This window comes from Streptomyces sp. NBRC 109706, from assembly GCF_000974485.1.
GTDB lineage: Bacteria > Actinomycetota > Actinomycetes > Streptomycetales > Streptomycetaceae > Streptomyces.
The window spans coordinates 295,757-313,501 of record NZ_BBOM01000010.1; the positions used below are offsets into that span (position 1 = coordinate 295,757).

18 protein-coding genes are annotated in these 17,745 nt (G+C 68.5%); 10 read left to right on the forward strand and 8 right to left on the reverse strand.

The features are described from left to right. Window positions 1-201 precede the first annotated feature (201 nt). The 3 genes from tgmA to tgmC are packed head-to-tail and all read left to right on the forward strand — an operon-like array spanning window position 202 to window position 2,606. Window positions 202-519: a putative ATP-grasp-modified RiPP gene (gene tgmA, locus AOM46_RS32480; protein WP_078857128.1), complete on the forward strand. Its 318-nt coding sequence runs from the start codon at window positions 202-204 to the stop codon at window positions 517-519. Window positions 520-540: 21 nt separating this feature from the next. After that, entirely contained in the window at window positions 541-1,476 is a 936-nt protein-coding gene (tgmB, locus tag AOM46_RS23740) for an ATP-grasp ribosomal peptide maturase (protein WP_234313932.1), read from the forward strand. Between the two features lie 35 nt (window positions 1,477-1,511). Further along, a complete protein-coding gene (tgmC, locus tag AOM46_RS23745; RefSeq protein ID WP_234313973.1) occupies window positions 1,512-2,606 on the forward strand; it encodes an ATP-grasp peptide maturase system methyltransferase in 1,095 nt (364 codons plus the stop codon). A gap of 98 nt (window positions 2,607-2,704) precedes the next feature. Here tgmC and AOM46_RS23750 read toward each other — a convergent pair whose 3' ends face one another. Next, window positions 2,705-3,160 (reverse strand): peptidoglycan-binding domain-containing protein, encoded by a 456-nt coding sequence (locus AOM46_RS23750; protein WP_062214782.1) that lies wholly within the window; start codon window positions 3,158-3,160, stop codon window positions 2,705-2,707. A gap of 227 nt (window positions 3,161-3,387) precedes the next feature. Between AOM46_RS23750 and AOM46_RS23755 the strand changes: the two genes are divergently transcribed. Further along, window positions 3,388-4,311, forward strand: coding sequence for a phosphotransferase family protein (locus tag AOM46_RS23755; RefSeq protein WP_062214784.1), 924 nt, complete (start codon window positions 3,388-3,390; stop codon window positions 4,309-4,311). A gap of 19 nt (window positions 4,312-4,330) precedes the next feature. On the opposite strand, the gene AOM46_RS23760 is transcribed toward AOM46_RS23755, so the two are convergent. After that, complete coding sequence (locus AOM46_RS23760) at window positions 4,331-4,687, reverse strand: nuclear transport factor 2 family protein (RefSeq protein WP_199824049.1); 357 nt, start codon at window positions 4,685-4,687, stop codon at window positions 4,331-4,333. A gap of 97 nt (window positions 4,688-4,784) precedes the next feature. Here AOM46_RS23760 and AOM46_RS23765 point away from each other — a divergent pair, with 97 nt between their 5' ends. Then, window positions 4,785-5,291 (forward strand): helix-turn-helix domain-containing protein, encoded by a 507-nt coding sequence (locus tag AOM46_RS23765; RefSeq protein ID WP_062214786.1) that lies wholly within the window; start codon window positions 4,785-4,787, stop codon window positions 5,289-5,291. Here AOM46_RS23765 and AOM46_RS34240 read toward each other — a convergent pair. From AOM46_RS34240 to AOM46_RS23790, 5 genes are all read right to left on the reverse strand, one after another. Next, window positions 5,215-5,685 carry a hypothetical protein gene (locus AOM46_RS34240; protein WP_158920614.1) on the reverse strand — a complete coding sequence of 157 codons (471 nt, stop codon included), beginning with the start codon at window positions 5,683-5,685 and terminating at the stop codon, window positions 5,215-5,217. The two genes, AOM46_RS23765 and AOM46_RS34240, sit on opposite strands and share 77 nt — an antisense overlap. A gap of 76 nt (window positions 5,686-5,761) precedes the next feature. Next, window positions 5,762-6,592, reverse strand: coding sequence for a helix-turn-helix transcriptional regulator (locus AOM46_RS23775; protein ID WP_078857129.1), 831 nt, complete (start codon window positions 6,590-6,592; stop codon window positions 5,762-5,764). Then, entirely contained in the window at window positions 6,589-7,053 is a 465-nt protein-coding gene (locus AOM46_RS23780) for a DUF6879 family protein (protein WP_370592759.1), read from the reverse strand. The genes AOM46_RS23775 and AOM46_RS23780 overlap by 4 nt, the downstream gene beginning before the upstream one ends. Before the next feature lie 37 nt (window positions 7,054-7,090). Continuing rightward, the gene (locus AOM46_RS23785; protein ID WP_062214794.1) at window positions 7,091-7,282 is read right to left on the reverse strand and encodes a hypothetical protein; all 192 of its coding nucleotides are present in this window, start codon (window positions 7,280-7,282) and stop codon (window positions 7,091-7,093) included. 146 nt (window positions 7,283-7,428) lie between these two features. Continuing rightward, entirely contained in the window at window positions 7,429-8,097 is a 669-nt protein-coding gene (locus tag AOM46_RS23790) for a hypothetical protein (protein WP_062214796.1), read from the reverse strand. A gap of 417 nt (window positions 8,098-8,514) precedes the next feature. Between AOM46_RS23790 and AOM46_RS23795 the strand changes: the two genes are divergently transcribed. From AOM46_RS23795 to AOM46_RS23805, 3 genes are all read left to right on the forward strand, one after another. Next, window positions 8,515-9,924, forward strand: a complete 1,410-nt coding sequence (locus AOM46_RS23795) for a hypothetical protein (protein ID WP_062214798.1) — start codon at window positions 8,515-8,517, stop codon at window positions 9,922-9,924. Window positions 9,925-10,320: 396 nt separating this feature from the next. After that, the gene (locus AOM46_RS23800; RefSeq protein WP_062214800.1) at window positions 10,321-11,589 is read left to right on the forward strand and encodes a hypothetical protein; all 1,269 of its coding nucleotides are present in this window, start codon (window positions 10,321-10,323) and stop codon (window positions 11,587-11,589) included. A 145-nt stretch (window positions 11,590-11,734) separates the two neighbouring features. Then, on the forward strand, window positions 11,735-12,763 hold the full coding sequence (locus tag AOM46_RS23805) for a sodium:calcium antiporter (protein WP_078857160.1): 1,029 nt from the start codon (window positions 11,735-11,737) through the stop codon (window positions 12,761-12,763). A 136-nt stretch (window positions 12,764-12,899) separates the two neighbouring features. Here the strand turns inward: AOM46_RS23805 and AOM46_RS23810 are convergent, their stop codons facing one another. Next, a complete protein-coding gene (locus tag AOM46_RS23810) occupies window positions 12,900-13,901 on the reverse strand; it encodes a multicopper oxidase domain-containing protein (RefSeq protein WP_062214804.1) in 1,002 nt (333 codons plus the stop codon). Window positions 13,902-14,085: 184 nt separating this feature from the next. On the opposite strand from AOM46_RS23810, the gene AOM46_RS23815 reads away from it, so the two are divergent. Together AOM46_RS23815 and AOM46_RS23820 are read left to right on the forward strand one after the other, a co-directional pair. Further along, window positions 14,086-16,506 carry a ThuA domain-containing protein gene (locus AOM46_RS23815; protein ID WP_078857130.1) on the forward strand — a complete coding sequence of 807 codons (2,421 nt, stop codon included), beginning with the start codon at window positions 14,086-14,088 and terminating at the stop codon, window positions 16,504-16,506. 76 nt (window positions 16,507-16,582) lie between these two features. Then, window positions 16,583-17,719, forward strand: coding sequence for a plastocyanin/azurin family copper-binding protein (locus tag AOM46_RS23820; protein WP_062214805.1), 1,137 nt, complete (start codon window positions 16,583-16,585; stop codon window positions 17,717-17,719). Window positions 17,720-17,745: the final 26 nt, after the last annotated feature.

Below are 17,745 nucleotides of genomic sequence, written 5' to 3' on the forward strand. Positions count from 1 at the left end.
GCCCGTTCCACTGCCCCTGCTCCCCCATCGCCCCGGGCCCAGCCGCGCCCTCTGGACCAAGGGCCACCATGTAATCGGCCTGAGCCGGCAGGCGGAGCCGGTTCGAATGGCGTTCTCCCTGCTGACCTTCACCCACGGCTGATTCTTTGGCATATGCCATTGCCCGGGAGGGGAACACCTCATAGCCCCACGCATGTCACCATGTGGTGGACGCGGCGACACACGGGAGGAACAGTGCCCGACAAACGCTCACCTCAAGAAACAGCCTCAGTTACTCCCTGGGGCGTTCGTAGGCTGGTTCCCCTGAGAAACGGCGAGGGGCCGACCTCACGGTATGAGGGAATCGACCCCGCCACACAGACAGGCAGGTGGGTCGACCTCGGCGGGGTCTCCTCCCCCGCCGATCTCGGTAAACACGGAACCTCCGTCAACACCTACCCGCCCACGCAGGTGAGCAAGGATGGCAGAATCGATGCGGACTCCGGTCACGATGCTCAGCAGGACGAAGGGCAGCATTAGTTGCTGAGGGGCCCGGTTCTGGTGGCGACCGAACGCGAGGATGCTACTGCGGATTTGATTATCACCGAACTCAATCGACGCCGGGTTCCGGTTCTGCGATATGACCCGGGGAGGGACTTTCCGGGTTCTGTCCGGATCTCCGCCCACATGGGCTCGGACGGCTGGGAAGGAACCCTCGCGTTCGGCAAACGCAGGGCCAGCCTGGCGGAGGTGCGATCGTTATACCACCGCAGGCCAAGCGGCTACGCCGCCTCGGACGACAGCCAGACCGCCCGCTTCGCAGCTGCTGAGAACCGTCGCGGTCTGGGGGGAGTCCTGGGCAGCCTGCCGAACTGCCTTTACCTGAGCCATCCGCTGGCGATCGCACGTGCTGAATACAAGCCGTTCCAGCTCGCGGTCGCAGCACGCGAAGGCTTTCGTGTGCCCGCCACGCTGATAACCAACTGCCCGAGCGAGGCCAGATCGTTTATCAGGCGGCAACGCAGCATCTACAAGCCTCTACATGCCGGCGCCTACCAGGTAGACGGGGAGGCTGCGGGGGTCTGGGCCGCAGAGGTTCTTCCCGAGGAGATCGACGACTCGGTACGAAACAGTGCCCATCTCTTCCAGGAACTCGTCCAGAAGACCCACGATGTCCGCGCCATCGCCATCGGGAGCCGGATCTTCGCCGCCCGTATCCAAGCATCGGAAGGTGTTCTGGATTGGCGATCCGACTATCGCAATCTCAGTTACTCAGCGATAGCGTGCCCGGATGACGTCGCCTCTGGTATCCACCGTTTCCTCGCGGAGTTCGGCCTCAGCTTCGGCGCGTTCGACTTCGCCGTAACGGCCGATGGCACATGGTGGTTTCTGGAGTGCAACCCGAACGGTCAATGGGCGTGGCTGGAGTATTCCGCTGGGCTGCCCCTCACTCAGGCCATCGCTGATGTACTGGAGAACGGAAAGGTCGGCGAATGACGGAGCAGGACGCGTCGCGGGAGGCTCGCGCGGCGATGGTACGGCGGTTGGCGGATGGCGGGGTGCTGCGAAGTCCGAGGTGGCGGGCGGCAGTTGAGGCGATGCCACGGGAAGCCTTCCTGTCCGGTGGCTGGTTCGAGTATGAGGACGGCGGCTGGTACCGCCCGGCGTTTCCGGATGACGGGGTGGAGGGTCCCCGGCGCGTCTACGAGGACGACACCCTGGTCACCCAACTGGCCGGCTCGGTGTTCCCCTGGCAGGTGGAGGGACGACTGGCCCACCGCCCCACGTCCTCCTCGACCCTGCCATCCCTTGTGGTGCGGATGCTGGAGGAGCTGACACCCAACGGGCAGGTGCTGGAGATCGGCACGGGAACCGGCTATTCGACAGGGCTTCTCTGTCACGCACTGGGGGACGAGCGCGTCACCTCGGTGGAGGTGGACGCGGAGATCTCCGCGCGGGCGAGTGTCGCTCTCGGATCCTTGGGCCACTGGCCGGACCTGGTGGTGGGTGACGGGCTGCTGGGGCACGCAGCCGCGGCGCCATACGACGAGTTGATCGCCACCTGTGGCGTCCGCGAGGTTCCCAGGCACTGGCTGACACAGGTGCGGCCCGGGGGGCGGATTCTGGTGGCCGTCGGCGGGTGGCTGAACGCCTCGGAGTTGGTGCGGCTCACCGTGGAGGAGGACGGTTCCGCGAGCGGGCCAGTGTTGGGCGGACAGGTGTCCTTCATGCTGGCACGTTCCCAAGAAGCACCTCCCATCGGGATGTTGCCGGACCTGAGCGCGCGGGACTCCTCCCCCACGGACATCGGGGCCGACGCCCTGGAGGAATGGACCGCCCGCTTTGTGGCCCAGTTCGCGGTACCGGGCGCCCAACGCTTTGTCATTCCGCGCGAGGGGCGGGAGGAGCATGTGCTGATCGACGTGGGAACGGGGGCCTGGGCGGCGCTCTGGCTGGACGGGACCGGACGGTGGTGCGTGCGGCAAGGCGGCCGCGAACCACTGTGGGACGTTGTGACACGGTCGCTGACCGCCTGGCGAGCGGCGGGCGCTCCCCAGGCCGAGCGGCTTCGGGTGCGGGTGGGACCGAAAGGACAGGAACTGCTCCTGCCCGGCTCTCATGCGTGACCAGAGCCGGTCAGTGCCCTCCCCTGACCGAACAACGGGCCTCCACCCACCGGGTGGAGGCCCGTTCACTTTCCGCCGCAGGGGTCACCGCCCCGCGTTCAGCACCACTCGTCGCCCGAGGCCGCCGCCCGCTGGAACGCCTCCTGCGTTCCCTTGCCGGCGATGCCGTCAATGGGCCCGGTGTAGTCCCAACTCCGCAGGCTCCGCTGCAACGCCTTCACCGTTCCCTCGCCGACAATTCCGTCGATGGGACCGGTGTAGCCCCAGCCGGCCTTGAGCATCCGCTGGATGGCCTTCCAACTCTCCGTTCCCAGCCAGCCGTCGATGGCGCCGTTATAGCCCCATGTCGCCGCCAACCAGTTCTGCAGACACTTGGCGTCCTCCCTGGGGACGCCCAGATTGACCGTCGCGAGCGGGGTGATCGCCTGCGTGGTCGCCCCCTGCCTCGACGCCGACTCCGATGCCGCAACACTCGCGCCGGCACCCACGACGCTCCCGGCCATGATGGCGGCCGTGGCGGTGGCGCAGACGACCGCTCGTGTCAAACGACGCATTTTCTCCCCCAGTTGTCCGTTCCCGGTCGTGGCGACGGTCCCTCTCACCACGACTGACCTGAAGGCTAGGGACCCCACTTTCACGGCACTATCACCGCTATGTCTTCTCCGCCCCCACCGGGAGTGGGCGCGTACGCGATCGACAACGGTTCGGCACTCCGCACGGCGGCCCGCGACCGGGAGCGCGGGCCGGCGCGTCGGTGATGCCCGGCTCCTAGAATGCCTCTGTGGAACTTTCGCATCTCGGCACGCCGACCGGGCCGATGATCCGCGTCCATGGCGGGTTCGCCAACCGGATGTACCGGCTCGACACCGACCAGGGGGCGTTCGCGGTCAAGGAGTTGAACGTCGTCGACCGCCGCTGGCCCTATCGCGTCGAGGACGTGTTCAGGTTTGAGCGGGCGGCCTTCGCGGCGGGCGTTCCGATGCCGGAGCCCATCTCGGCCGGGCACGACACGCTGGTGCACCGGTGGGTCGAGGGCGAGAGGGTGCCCGAGGCGCCGGTGTCGGCGGGGTACGCCTTCGAGATCGGTGAGATCCTTGCGCGGATCCACGCGCTCGACGTCCCCTGGGCCCGGGGGGCGGTCAAGGAGCCGACGTCCCGGGACTGGCCCGAGCTGGCCGCTCGGGCGGTGGCGACCGGGCAGCCGTGGGGGGACGAACTCGCCTCGCACGTCGAGACGTTCCTCGCCATCGCCCGGTTCGTCGACACCTGCGAACGGCCGGGGCCCGTCGTGCTGACGCACCGGGACATCCAACCGTGGAACCTGCTGGCCCGGGAGGGCCGGCCGGTGGTGCTCGACTGGGAGCTGGCGGGGATGCTCGACCTGTCGGGCGAGTTGGGGTCGACCGCGTTGAGCCTGGCCAAGGGGCCCGGCTTCGACTCCGTCGAGCCGGCCGTTTTCCGTTCGGTTCTCGACGGCTATGTCGCGGGGGGCGGAGAGCTGCCGCCGGCGGGGCCGAGCTGGTTTGTGTTCCTGATCGGCGGTTGGCTGGGGCACACGCGGTGGAACATCCTCCGCTGCCTCGCCGGCGCCGAGGCGACCACCGGCCCCGACCTCGCGCTGTCGCACGAGTCCGCGGGGGACGGGGTGCGCGGCCTCCCCGACCTCTTCGGTCGACTTCCGGAGCTTGAGGCACTGCTCCTCTGACAGGGAGTCCCGGACGAGGTCAGGGGGCGATGCTGAGTTCGCCGATCAGCCCGTGGGTCAGAACGAAGCGGCAGCGCAGATCGACCTTCCCGCCGGGGAAGTTCCCTTCGAGATGCTGGTGGACGGTGTACCGGTCGGGTGCGTCGCGCTCGGCGGCGGTGAGCGTGGTGGTGTAGGTGTACTCGGTGTCGGTCTGCCCGAGCCATCGGGCGATGGCCTCGGCGCCCTCGTGGGTCCGTCCGTCGTCGGTGACCGTGGCGTCCGGCGCGAACGCCGGAGCGGCGGCGGACACGTCCCTGGCGGCGCGGGCGGTCAGATAGCGGGTGATCGCCTCGGGCAGATCGCCGGGGTCGATCGACGTCGGGAACTCGGACATGTGGTCCTCCGTGGGGTGCGGACGGTCATCGACTGCTAATCTAGAAGCCGGTGACTTCTAGATTAGCAGTGACCGCGGACGACTTCTGGAGGGTGGCATGCCGAGCCGCATACGGCTGGAGGACCGGGAGTGTCCGCTGTCCACGACGGTGCAGCACATCGGCGAGTGGTGGACGCTGCTGATCCTGCACGACGCGTTCGACGGCTATACGCGCTTCGACCAGTTCCAGCGGAACCTGAACATCTCCACCAGCATGCTCACCGCGCGGCTGAAGACGCTGGTCGCGGACGACCTGCTGGAACGGCGGCGCTACCAGGACCGGCCGGCCCGTTACGAGTATGTGCTCACCGAACGGGGCCGATCCCTCCGGCCGGTGATCGTGGCCCTGGCCGCCTGGGGGAACCAACGCCTGGCCCCGGAGGATCGCGCCATGATCCTGGTGGACGCCACCAGCGGCGAGGAGGTCGAGCCGGTGCTGGTCGACGCCCACACCGGAAGAAGCCTCGACGACAGCGAAGCCTTCGTCTTCACCGCCGGCCCAGCCGCCAGCCCGTCGATGCGCGCCCGCTACCCGGAACCCCACGACAATCGGCCGTACGGATGACCAACCCATCGCTTCGCCGCTCGATCAGCGGTGCGTGGTGCTTGTACTTCCCGCCGTTGTAGACCTCGCAGAACGCGAAGTAGACGGGGGTGTCGAGGATCAGCGTGTGCACGCCGATATCAACGATCCTGCCCACGCCGATATGGATATCGGGCCGCTCCATGGCCGTGATCGTGTATGCGATGGCATTCGCCATGATCCGCTCGGCCATGTCCCGGAGCATGATGTTGTCACGCATCATGATCCGGATCTCCCGCTCCCAGAGCGAGATTTCCGATCCGGGGCTCTCCAACACGTTGTACGTGCACTCCTTGACATACGGCCGTACCGCGTTGAGGAGTAACCGAGGGTCACGGTGAGCCGTGCTCACCAGGCCCTCAACCATGATCGTCATTGATCCCTGCCTTCCGTTCTGCTTCTCTCCTGTGATACCGGAGTGGTACCAACAGTAGAATTCCACAGGCGGATTCCTAGCCAGTTTCCTGTTGCCGCAAAAACTCGTCCCTTATCCCGGTCAGCGCAGTCCGCATCTCGTCACCCTGAAGGGCGGCAACACCGAACCGTTCGAACTTCTGCACATACACGGCGACATCTCTGGGATCGGTGACGACAACCTTCGCATGCACCGTCTCCAAAGAGACCGTCCTATCGTCTCGGATAACGAACGCATGGCTGGCAATATCATTCTGCCGCGCCGCAGTTGGGACGAGCCGCACGTCGACGTTGGGCAGTCGAGACAGAGAGATAATCCGGTCGATTTGCTCAGCCATCCGACTGTCCGACACTATGCGCCACCGTAGAACATGTTCGGTGATAACAAATTTCAGGGCCTTGGACTCGTCATACAGAACACCCTGCCGCTCCAGCCGGGCCTGCGCGGTTCGCCTGAGCACGTCGGGGGTCATCCCGTATCGCCCCAAGATGACTCTGATGTACTCATGGGTCTGCAGGAGACCGGGAACAAGCGCGGGCTGAAAGACCTTCATCGAGGTCATTTGACCCTCAATAGCTTTCAGTTGCTCCTGCAGCTTATGAATTCCCATACGACGGAGTTCACGCCAGGCTACTGACTCCGTCACCTGCTCTCTCGCAATTTTTAGGTACTCGGCTTTAACGTCGTCCGATACACCAAGAGCTATCAGAATCTGATCGACGTCGGTGATGGATGGGGTGACCTTACCCGTTTCAATCTTGCTGAGCTTGCTCACCGACATGGCAGAACTCCGGGCGACGGCCTTTGCTTCCTTCCCGGAAGCCTGCCGAAGTGTCCGGAGCGCTGCCCCTAGTTCTCCCCTGCTCATTCCCGGTACTTTTCCCACCATTCACCAAAGGGCACCGCATGACGCATAGCGACGTCCCGGCACTCGATGAACTCCGAGGCACTCCCCTGCGGCAGGAGTTCCGAGTCGATATACGTGCCGTCGTCCTCGTAGTGCATGACCTGAACGTCTGCTTCATCGAACATCCAGAAGTCGCCCACCCCGGCAAGGGGGTTGGGCTGTTCCGTGGTGTCCAGAATGAAGAATTCTTCCCCGGCCGCCATGTTCCGGTGGTATCCCCAGCCCAGCTCGTACCGAAGGTAGTCGGTCAGCGGACGACGGAGGATGTGGACGCGGTACATCCGCTTGCCGCCCTGAACAGCGTTGCGGACGGTCGAGACCCAACCCGAGTTCTTGAAGTCCTCCGGCTGCGGCTCCCCGTTCAGGAACGCCCGGAAGTGGCCCTCCAGACGGGACACCCCATAGCTGTCGAGAGTCTCCAACCGGAACGCTTCCGCTCGGAAGTCCTCGAAGAGGTTCCTAGATGACGCCATCGGCAACAGCCTTCCGCAGAAGCGAGATCGGGATCTCCACGACGCCCTCACCGTCGGAGAGCCTGATGCCGTGATCGGCCAACAGATCCCCCTGAACAGCCAGCGTCCCTCGATCGGTCGAGTAAAGCGTCGGGCACTCGCCCTCTTCGCATTCGCCTACTAAGCGGATCAGCTTCACGTCTGCCTACCTGCCTTCCTGCCGCTGCTTGTGCTTGTTCCCATGACGAAGTTCCCACAGATGTGGCCATGGACAACCAGGGATCTTTTTCCAACACAGGAAACCGGACATCCCGGCGCCCTGGGGCTGGGGGCGCCGCCCGAGGCTCAGCAGCACTGGAAGAAGAAGTCGGCTTCGCCTCCGTCCGGTGAGAAGAAGAGGTAACCAACGCCGGTGTCGCCGAAGTTGACGGGGAAAGGGAGCTGGACGGAATCGAACTGGGCGACCAGCTGCCAGTCGGTGCCCGGGTGGTCGTCGGCCTGCAGCCAGACCGGGACCACATCGGGGCCGCCCAGTTGGTTCATCCGGATGCTGCCCTCGGCGTTCTTCCGGCGCTCTTCGAGCAGGTCCTCCAGCCGCTCCTCCCGGTCCCCCTCGTACTCGTCCTCGACCGGCTCCAGCTCCCGCTCCAGCTGGGCGAGGTCGAGCTCCTCCTCCACCCGCAGCAGATGGACGCGGTCCAGCGCGGTCGGCCCCGTGGTCTCGGCCCGGGTGTCGAAGGACTCGGTGACATGGCCGCCGGGCTGGACGACCGTGGCGTGTTCGCCCGAGAAGCCGATGGCGAACAGATACACCATCCGGGCCCCGCCCTCCCCGCCGTCCGCCGCCGGTATCCGAAACTGGCCCATGAACTCCGCGAGTTCGTTCTCATACGGATCGACCGGCCACTGCGGCTCCGCCAGCCAGTGCGGCTGGCCGCCCAGCCTGGTGCCGTCCGAGACGGCCGCCGCCTCGGCTTCGCTCGCCGGCTGGTAGGTCATGAAGCTGTGTCGCATAACGATCCCCCGTGGTTGCTCAACGTGCTGTGCTGTCGGACAAGTTACCGGCTGTCACTGACAATCGGCGCCCCGCCCCGTCGCCCCCACTGCGCGGGCGCCGAGGCGGGGTTCCGGTGCTCCACGAACTCCGGCGCCTTCCCCTGCGGCATGGCCTCCGCGTTGACACGGGTGCCGTCGCCGTCGGGGCGCGTGCACGGGACGGTGGGTTCGTCGGGCATCCGGAGTTCTCCTCCCGGACGGCCGGCACACCGGGAGTGATGCCGGAAACGGGCGCGGACCCCAGGAAACCAGGGCGTCCGCACAGAACGGGAGGCACACGGAGGGGGCTGAAAACTCACAGAACGGCCACCGGCGACGCCGCTTCTCCTACGCTTGGTGGGGACACGGTGACACCCCATCAGGAGGTGAGGCCCGGTGCCCCGATCACCCAACAGGTCGCTGGCCGCCGTCGTCACCGCGTCCGGTGCCAGCCACAAAGCCATAGCGCACCGCGTCAACCAACTCGCCGCCGCAGCGGGGCGATCGACCTCCTACACCCACACCAGCGTGATGAACTGGCTCGACGGCATGCGCCCGAGACAGCCGGTGCCCGCGTTACTGGCACAGGTGCTGGGGGAACGCCTCGGCCGCGCGGTGGATGTCGCCGAGATCGGCATGGCCACCACCAGCCCGGGCGATGCCGGCGGGTTGGAGTTTCCCCGTGACCCCGCCGACGCCGCACGTCGGGCGGCCGATTTCTGGAGCACCATGCACCGCCGTTCCTTCGTCAGGCGGGCGTTCGCCGTCAGCGCCTACTCCCTGCCCGTCACCCGCTGGCTGATCCAACCGGCCGCCGCCGCCCCCGCCGAGAGCAACGACAGCAACGACAGCAACAACGCCGGCGGCAACAACAGCAACGGCGGCAGCGGCCAACGCGTCGGACAACGGGAGCTCACCGAGCTGTGGGAGCACGCCGAACAGGCCCGCCAGTGGGACGCCCGCTACGGCGGCGGGAACTGGCGCACCAGTCAGGTCGTTGACTGCCTCAACACCCGCGCCGCTCCGCTGCTCGCCGGGCGGGCCACCCAGCAGATCAGCGACGGCCTCTACTCGGCATCCGCCGAACTCTCCCGACTCGCCGGCTGGGCGGCGTTCGACGCGGGCGACCACGCCATCGCCCAGCGGCACTTCATCCAGGCCCTGAGCCTGGCGCGGGCCGGCGGCAACGCCGAGTTGGGCGCCTATGTCACGGCCACCATGGCGCTGCAGACCATGCGCCGTGGCTATCCGAGCGAGGCCATCGACATGGCCCAGGGCGCCTATGAGCGCGCGGGCCGGGACGCCACCCCCAAGGTGCGGGCGTTCGCCAGGCTGATCGAGGCCCGCGCCCACGCCAGGACGGGCGACGAACGGGCGGCGGCGCGGGCCCTGTCCGGCTGCGAGCGACTGCTGGACGCCGCACGGGAGCAGGACTCCCCCACCTATATCGCCTACTTCGGCCCCGCCCGGATGGCAAGCGACGCGGTCGAGATCTACCGGGACCTGGGGAAACCCCATGTCGCCGCCGGCTGGGACGCGCAGTGCGCGATGCCCGTCGGCCACACCAGGGCCGTCGGGCTGCGGCTGTCCGTCACGGCGACCGCGCATCTCCAGGACCGGGATCTCGACCAGGGCCTGGCCGTCGGCCGCCGCGCGGTGGACATCCTCGCCGGCGTCGCCTCCGCACGCGCCCGCGAATACGTCGAGGACATCCACACCGCCCTCGCCCCCTGGGCACGAGAGCCCCGCGTACGGTCCTGGCAACACCACGCCCGCCGCCAGCTCGGCGGCGCCCCGACCGGCTGACACACCCCGCCGGAGGCACCAGGAGGACCCGAAAGTTTTCAGATAAGCCTGCCGGCATTTCCGGAAGATGTCCGGAAGTTTCCATGGCTGACGAGGGTCGACGGGGCGACAACCGGGAAACTTCCGCCGTTTGCTGGGGGTTTGCCCGCACGAGGGGCGCCGGGCGCGGGTGGGAGATGGGCCAACCTGAGGGACCGATGTCCCGCGTGTTGTCACCCCCGGGGCGTCTCCCTACTCTGGGAGCGCTCCCAACCCTCAGCTCCGCCCTCTCCCGTTCCGCGCCCCGCGAGCCGCCCGGCCGGAACCGGAGGGTCCCCCATCATCCGGCGTGCGCCGGCGACCGTCCGTTGTGGCGTCGGCCGGCTGGGACGGCGCGCCCTTTTTCGGAGGTTCCCCATGCGCTTCCACCGACCACGCCCCCGGGTGTGGGCCGCCGCGGCCTGTGTCGCGGTCGCGAGTCTGGCCGTGACCACCCTCAACCCGGCGGCGGTCGCCGCCGAGGACGCCGGGTCCGTCGTCCTGGTCGCCCCGGCCGACGAGAACGACGGCGCCCACTGTCCGGTGCCCGATCCCGGCGCCGTGGCGCCCGAGCAGCTGCTGCCCGACCCGTTCACCCGGGTGGACGGGACCCGGATCTCCGAGGTCGCCGACTGGGAGTGCCGGCGTGCGGAGATCAGGGAGTTGGCGGAGGCGACCGTCTACGGCGAGAAGCCGGACCCGCCGGAGAGTGTCACGGGCACGGTCTCGGCCAACAGCATCACCGTCAACGTGACCGACCAGGGGCGGAGCACCAGCTTCTCGGCCGGCGTCGAGCTGCCGAACAACCCCGGCGGCGGGCCCGTTCCGGCGGTGGTGGTCCTCGGCGGCTTCGGCGCGGACACCAACACCATCAAGGCGGCGGGCGCCGCCGTCATCAGCTTCGACCCCTATGCGGTGGGGCGCGAGGGCACCCCGCGCAGCAACAAGCAGGGCGCGTTCTACGACCTCTACGGTTCCGGGAGCCGTACCGGACTGTTGATGGCCTGGTCGTGGGGGGTGAGCCGGATCATCGATGTCATCGAGCAGTCGGACGGCGGCGTGCTGAGCACGGACGCCACCGGGGTCACCGGCTGTTCGCGCTTCGGCAAGGGCGCGTTCGTGGCCGGTGCGTTCGACCAGCGGATCGATCTGACGATGCCGATCGAGTCGGGCACCGCTGGGGCGCCGATCCTGCGCGGGATCCCGGGCGAGAGCGGTTCCCAGCCGCTGGACAGCGCCTATGGCGAACAGCCGTGGCTGGGCGACGCGTTCGGTTCGTATGTCGGGAATCCGAGCGGGTTGCCGGTGGACACGCACGAGATCGTGGCGATGGTCGCGCCGCGCGGGTTGTTCGTGATGGAGAACCCGCATGTGGACTGGCTGGGCGCCAGGTCGGGGAGCGTGGCGGCGCTGGGCGGCGCCGAGGTGTACCGGGCGCTGGGCGCCGGGGCGAACATCAGCTATTCGTCCGATGTGGGGGATGGCACGCACTGCGCGGCCAGGTCGGAGTGGCAGGGGCCGCTGCGGGCGAGCATCGAGACGTTCCTGCTGGGCACGGGCCAGCCGCCCGGGGTGTTCGCCATCGCGCCGGGCAAGGCGGGTGATCTGAGCCAGTGGCGCAACTGGCAGACGCCGGTGCTGAACTGACCCCGGCACACCCGCGCGGATGAACGGTCCCGCCCCGGCGCCCCACCACGCCGCCGGGGTGGGACTTCCCTTCGGGACGCCGCGTGTCCGGCCTGCCTCCCGGGTGGGGTACGGGTGGCGGGTCAGGATGCGTGGTGTGCCTGACTTGTTGACCGGCCAGTGGCCGCTGGGCTGGAGTGTCGCCCTCTTTCTCGCCGCCGGTCTGCTGACCGTGCTGGGCAGTGTGCGGCTGGCGACGCTGGGCGATGTGCTGGCGGACCGGACGGGTTGGGGTGAGGCGCTGTTCGGCGCGGTGTTCTTCGGCCTGGTGACGTCGCTCTCCGGCATTGTGATGACGGCGGTGAGCGCGGCCGACAACCATCCGGATCTGGCCTACTCCAACGCGGTGGGCGGTATCGCGGCGCAGACTCTCGCGGTGGCGGCGGCGGACGCGGTCTACCGGCGGGTGAATCTGGAGCACGCGACGGCGTCGTTGCCGAATCTGCTGTTCGGCTGTCTGCTGATCGGCCTGTTGGGGCTGGCGTTGATGGGCACGTTCAGTCCCGAGGTGACGGTGTGGGGGGTGCATCCGGTGTCGCTGGCGATGGTGGCGTTCTACTGGGGTGGGCTGCGGTTGATCAGCGACCGGTCCCGGCCGATGTGGACGGCGGTGCGCACCCCGGACACGGTGCCGGATCTGCCGCATGCGGAGGGGGCCACCAGGACGCGGCCGACCCGGGCGTTGTGGGCCGAGTTCCTGGGCGTCGCGGTGCTGGTGATGGCGGGGGGTTGGGTGATCGCGCGGGCGGCGGAGACCTTTGTCGCGGTGACCGGGCTGCGGGCCGGTTTTGTGGGCGCGGTGTTGATGGGGGTGGTCAACGCGCTGCCGGAGACAGTGACGGCGATCGCGGCGGTGCGGCGGGGGGCCGTCACGCTGGCCATCGCGGCGGTGATCGGCGGCAACTGTCTGGACGCGCTCAATCTGGTGGTGGGGGATGTGGCCTACCGTGGCGGTTCGCTGTTCCACGCGGCGGACGCCGACCAGTTGTTTCTGACGGCGGCGGCACTGGTGATGACGACGGTGCTGTTGGGCGGCCTGTTGGTGCGTCAGGAACGCGGGTGGTTGCGGTTGGGGTTCGACGGGGTGTTGTTGATCGGGATCTACGCGGCCACGGTGGCGGTGCTCGCGTTCTGAGGCCGGGATCGCGGGGTCGCGTCGGAGGGCGTCTTCTGACCCGGCCGCCCTGGCATGGTCCCGCCGGGTCAGAAGACGTTTTCCGGCCACGCACGCGTCGCCCGTTCCCGTGCCGGGTCGACGCGCGGGACCCGGTCTAGTGGTGGGCTGTTCCGTCGGCCGCTGGTCCCGTGCCGTGGTGGCCTGGGTCGCCGGGGGCGTTCCCTTCGGCGTCGTTGACGATCAGCATGCCGCCCATGCCCATGTCGGAATGGCTCTGGACATGGCAGTGGTACATCCAGTGGCCGGGGCCGACGTGTTCGCCGGCGATCACCTGGAAGCCGAAGGAGTCGGCGGGTCCGCAGATCTTGTTGTCGATGATCCGGCTGGGGTCGTTCTCGCTCTCCAGCAGCCCGGTGCGGTTGTCCGCCCAGCGGTGACCGTGCAGATGGAACGTGTGGTAGAACTCGCCGTGCGTGATCATGATGATCTCGACGCGGTCGCCCAGGTCGGCCTCGAAGTCGGGCCCGTCGGGCAGGTTGTTGACGGTCATGTCGTTGAAGACGATGGTGAACTGCTTGTCCGGCAGGACGTCGCCGGCGCGGCGGACGACCAGTCCGCCGTAGAGGCCCATCTGGAGGCCGGCGGTGCCGTGGGCGGTGCCGACGATGTGGTCGTGGTAGTGCCAGTAGCCGGCGCTGCCGGGGATCAGGGTGCCGTCGTCGCGCACGCCGGGGACGTGGGTGGTCCAGGTGTAGACGCGGCTCTCGCCGGGTGGGACGGTGCTGCCGGAGTGCGCGGTGCCGTCGTTCTCGATGGTGTAGTCGACGCCGTGGACATGCAGGCTGACCTCGACGTCCATGGTGTTGACGAGTTCGATCTCGTAGGTGTCGCCCTCGGTCATCTCCAACAGCGGTCCCGGGATGGTGGCTTCGCCGGGGGCGAGGCCGTAGCCGGCCTGCCCGTCCGAGATCTCCTCGGCGTAGAGGGTGATGGTGTGCACCTCGTTGGTGGTGGGCTGGCCCGAGTTCGCGGTGGGCTGGCCTGCCGCGCGGCCCGAGGTCAGCCCCACGGCCCCGGCGGCGAGGCCCGCGGGGGCCAGGGCCGCGACCGCCGCGCCACTGGTGAACTTGCGCCGGGAGAAGCCTGGACGCCTCATATCGAGCCTTCCTCACTCGTCGTGCAACGACTCCGATGGCGCCTCATGGTATGAGCACGACAATAGTTTGCCCACCCTCAGGACAAAGTTTCCTCTTTTACGGTCATAGCCATTGGCGACCCAGCAAAAGAGGTCTAGCTTCCTGGGCGTTGCTGCAGTCACCCGAGAGGGGCGGGCGAGCTCTATGGGTCGCAAGCCATACGTCTTCGCACTTGCTGCCACCCTGTCGATCACGCTGCTGGGCATCAGCCCGACAGCCTCAGGAAACGAGGAGGGAACCCGAGATCCGGCCGCGCCGCCCGGTGCCGCCGCTGACGCGCAGGTGCTGGTCTTCCACGCGGCCGACGCGCCAACCGACCGCACCCAGGCCGCCGTTGAGGCCATCCAGGCCATCGGCGCCGAGGGACCGGCGGAGGAGCAGTTCGATGTCCAGACGACGGACGACCCGTCCGTCTTCGACGCCGACGGGCTGCTCGCCTTCGACGCGGTCGTCTTCCTGTCGGCCGACGGCGCGGTGCTCGACGCCGGCCAGGAGTCCGCGCTCCAGTCCTATGTGCAAGCCGGCGGCGGCTTCCTCGGCGTGCACGACGCGGCGAACGCCCAGCCGGATTCGTCCTGGTTCACCGGCCTGATCGGCTCCCGCGCCGACCCGGACAGCCCCGGCGAGGCCCAGGACGCCGTCGTCGAGGTCGGCGACCGGACCCATCCGGCCACCGCCGGGCTCCCGTTGGAGTGGGAGCGCTCGGACGTCTGGCTCAACTGGGAGGAGAACCCCAGCGGCGAGGTGCACACCGTGGCCCGGGTGCGCGAGAGCAGCTACGCCCCCGGCGGCGGTGCCCTCGGCTGGGACCACCCGATCTCCTGGTGCCGCGACTACGACGGCGGGCGTTCGTTCTACACCGGCATGGGCGGCACCGCCGAGAGCTTCGGCGAGGACGAGTTCCGCGCCCATCTGCGCGGGGCCCTGCTGTGGACCGGCGGGCTGACCCGCGCGGACTGCCAGGCCACCATCACCGACAACTATGTCGCCGAGCGGATCACCGAGCCCAACCAGCCCGAACAGCTCGACCAGATCGGCGAGCCGCACGGCCTGGACATCGCCGACGACGGGCGGGTGTTCTACATCGGCCGGGCCGGCGAGTGGTCGGGCGCCGAGGTGGTCACCGACTGGGACAACCCGGAGATCGGCCTCGGCCAGGGCACGCTGCACGTCTACGACCCGGCGACCGAGGGGGTCAGCCTCGCGGCCAACCTTGAGGTCTTCGGCAACAAGGGCGGCGGCGACGAACTGACCAAGACCGAGGAGGGGTTGCTGGGCATCGCCCTGGACCCGGACTTCGCCGACAACCAGTGGATCTACCTCTACTGGATGCCGCACGACACCATCGACCGGGAGAGCCGGATCGGTGAACGGCGCATCTCCCGCTTCACCTTCGACGAGGCGTCCGGCGAGCTGGACCTGGCCTCCGAGGTTCAGGTGCTGAGCTGGGAGGCACAGATCCACAGCTGCTGCCACGCGGGCGGCGGCCTGGACTTCGACTCCGACGGCAACCTCTACATCGCCACCGGGGACAACAACTCCTCGGGCTTCAGCGACGGTTACTCGGGCAACAACCCGGAGCCCTCGTTCGCCGGCGTCTCCTTCGCCGACGCCCGTCGCACCTCGGGCAACACCAACAACCTCAACGGCAAGATCCTGCGGATCCACCCGGAGGCCGACGGGAGTTACACCGTTCCCGAGGGGAACCTCTTCACCGGGGACGAGGAGGGCGGCGGCAAGACCAGGGCCGAGATCTATGTGATGGGCGTGCGCAACCCCACGCGGCTCGCGGTCGACCCGGTGACCGACTGGCTCTACACCGGCTGGGTCGGCCCGGACGCCGGCGCGCCCAGCACCACCTGGGGCCCGGCCAAGTACGACACCTTCGCCGTCATCACCGAGGCGGGCAACCGGGGTTGGCCGTACTGCATGGGCAACAACCAGCCCTACCGGGACCGCAACCTGCCCGATCCGACGGTGCCGTTGGACTGGTACGACTGCGACAACCCGGTCAACGAGTCGCCCCACAACGACGGGCTGGTGGAACTGCCCCCGGTCACGCCGAACAACATCTGGTACTCGCCGCAGGGCGGCGCCCCCGACTACCCGCGCGACGAGAACGGCGTGCCGAGCTACGAGGCGGGCGAGCAGACGTTCCTGCTGCCCTGGCTCACCGGCGGCGGACAGGCCACGATGAGCGGCCCGCTCTACCGCTATGACGAGTCGGTGGACTCCGATGTCGCCTGGCCCGCCTACTGGGAGGGCAAGTGGTTCGTCGGCGACCACTACGACGCCGACCAGCCCCGGCACGCCGTGGTGATGGACCCGGACAACGCGGGCGCCGGCGGTCTTCCGGTGCACGCCGAGAGCCTGGACGACATCGTCCCGGCCGGCCAGGACGGCATCCGCAACCTGATGGACTGGAAGTTCGCGCCCGACGGCTCGCTCTATGTCCTCGACTACGGGCGGGGCTTCTTCAACCTCACCGACGAGTCCGCGCTCTGGCGGATCACCTACGAGGGCGGCCCCGCGACCCCCTCGCCCGAGCGGCCGGCCATCCGGTAGACCCCGCAGTCACCCCCACGCAGGACCCCCACACACAGCACCCCCACAGCACCCCCACAGCAGGAGGTAAGGAACGATGACGCACGAGAGCGCTCTCGGGGAGGATCCCCAGGAGCGACGCACGCCCCGGCGCCGCTGGCGGCCGCTGGCGGCGGCGGTGAGCCTGTCGGTGGCCGCGCTCGGCCTGGCCGCGCTGCCCTCGGCGCAGGCCCAACAGCCCGCGTCCGCCGCCGTGTTGATGCCCGCCGTCGACGAGCCGGAGCCGGATCCGGAGCCGGCCGAACAGGTGCTGACCTGGACGGCCGACGACGATCTGGACAGCTATGAGACCGCGCCCGTCGAGGCGGTGGCGGGCCCGGCGACCCTGGTCTTCGAGAACAGCGTGGACACCGGCAACACCACCGGGATGGCGCACACCCTCACCTTCGACGTCTCCAACTCGCAGTACAACAACGACGTCCGGGTGAACATCCTGGCCAACCCGAACGACGCCAAGGGCGGACTGCACGAGATCGACGTCGAGTTGACCCCGGGCACCTACCGCTACTTCTGCACCATCCCCGGCCATCTCGCCATGCAGGGCACCCTGGTGGTCACCGAGGACGGTGGCGGGGGCGGCGAGGACGATGTCACCCCGCCGGAGGTCACCGCCACGGTCGACGGCGAGCAGGACGCGGACGGCGCCTATCTCGGCAGCGCCACCGTCGAGTTGACGGCCACGGACGACGACTCCGGCGTGGAGAGCATCGACTACGCGGTGGGCACCACGGCGTTCGCCGCCTACGAGGAGCCCATCGTCCTGGACACCCCGGGCAGCCACCGGGTCACCTACCGGGCCACCGACGTGGCCGGGAACGTGTCGACCAGCGAGAGCGTCACGGTCGATGTCGTCGAGGCGCCGGGCGGCGGGGAGGACACCACGCCGCCCGAGGTGGTCGCCACGGTCGAGGGCGAACAGGACGCGGACGACGCGTATCTGGGCATGGCGACCGTGACGCTCGATGCCACGGACGACGGCTCGGGCGTGGACACCGTCGAGTACGCGCTCGACGACGACGAGGAGTTCGTCGCGTACACCGCGCCGTTCATGGTGCACGACCTCGGCGAGCAGACGGTGACCTTCCGGGCCACCGACCTGGCGGGCAATGTCTCCGAGGAGGAGACGGTGACCTTCACCGTCGTCTCCGGCGGGGGCCCGGTGCACCACCACTGAGCATCGACTGAGCACCCCCCACAGGA

Coding starts and splice junctions, on each gene's coding strand:
- tgmA (WP_078857128.1), top strand. CDS start 202: ATGTGGTGGACGCGGCGACACACGGGAGGAACAGTGCCCGACAAACGC.
- tgmC (WP_234313973.1), top strand. CDS start 1,512: ATGGTACGGCGGTTGGCGGATGGCGGGGTGCTGCGAAGTCCGAGGTGG.
- AOM46_RS23750 (WP_062214782.1), bottom strand. CDS start 3,160: ATGCGTCGTTTGACACGAGCGGTCGTCTGCGCCACCGCCACGGCCGCC.
- AOM46_RS23760 (WP_199824049.1), bottom strand. CDS start 4,687: ATGTCCGAGTTCCCGACGTCGATCGACCCCGGCGATCTGCCCGAGGCG.
- AOM46_RS23765 (WP_062214786.1), top strand. CDS start 4,785: ATGCCGAGCCGCATACGGCTGGAGGACCGGGAGTGTCCGCTGTCCACG.
- AOM46_RS34240 (WP_158920614.1), bottom strand. CDS start 5,685: ATGACGATCATGGTTGAGGGCCTGGTGAGCACGGCTCACCGTGACCCT.
- AOM46_RS23775 (WP_078857129.1), bottom strand. CDS start 6,592: ATGAGCAGGGGAGAACTAGGGGCAGCGCTCCGGACACTTCGGCAGGCT.
- AOM46_RS23790 (WP_062214796.1), bottom strand. CDS start 8,097: ATGCGACACAGCTTCATGACCTACCAGCCGGCGAGCGAAGCCGAGGCG.
- AOM46_RS23800 (WP_062214800.1), top strand. CDS start 10,321: ATGCGCTTCCACCGACCACGCCCCCGGGTGTGGGCCGCCGCGGCCTGT.
- AOM46_RS23810 (WP_062214804.1), bottom strand. CDS start 13,901: ATGAGGCGTCCAGGCTTCTCCCGGCGCAAGTTCACCAGTGGCGCGGCG.
- AOM46_RS23815 (WP_078857130.1), top strand. CDS start 14,086: ATGGGTCGCAAGCCATACGTCTTCGCACTTGCTGCCACCCTGTCGATC.
- AOM46_RS23820 (WP_062214805.1), top strand. CDS start 16,583: ATGACGCACGAGAGCGCTCTCGGGGAGGATCCCCAGGAGCGACGCACG.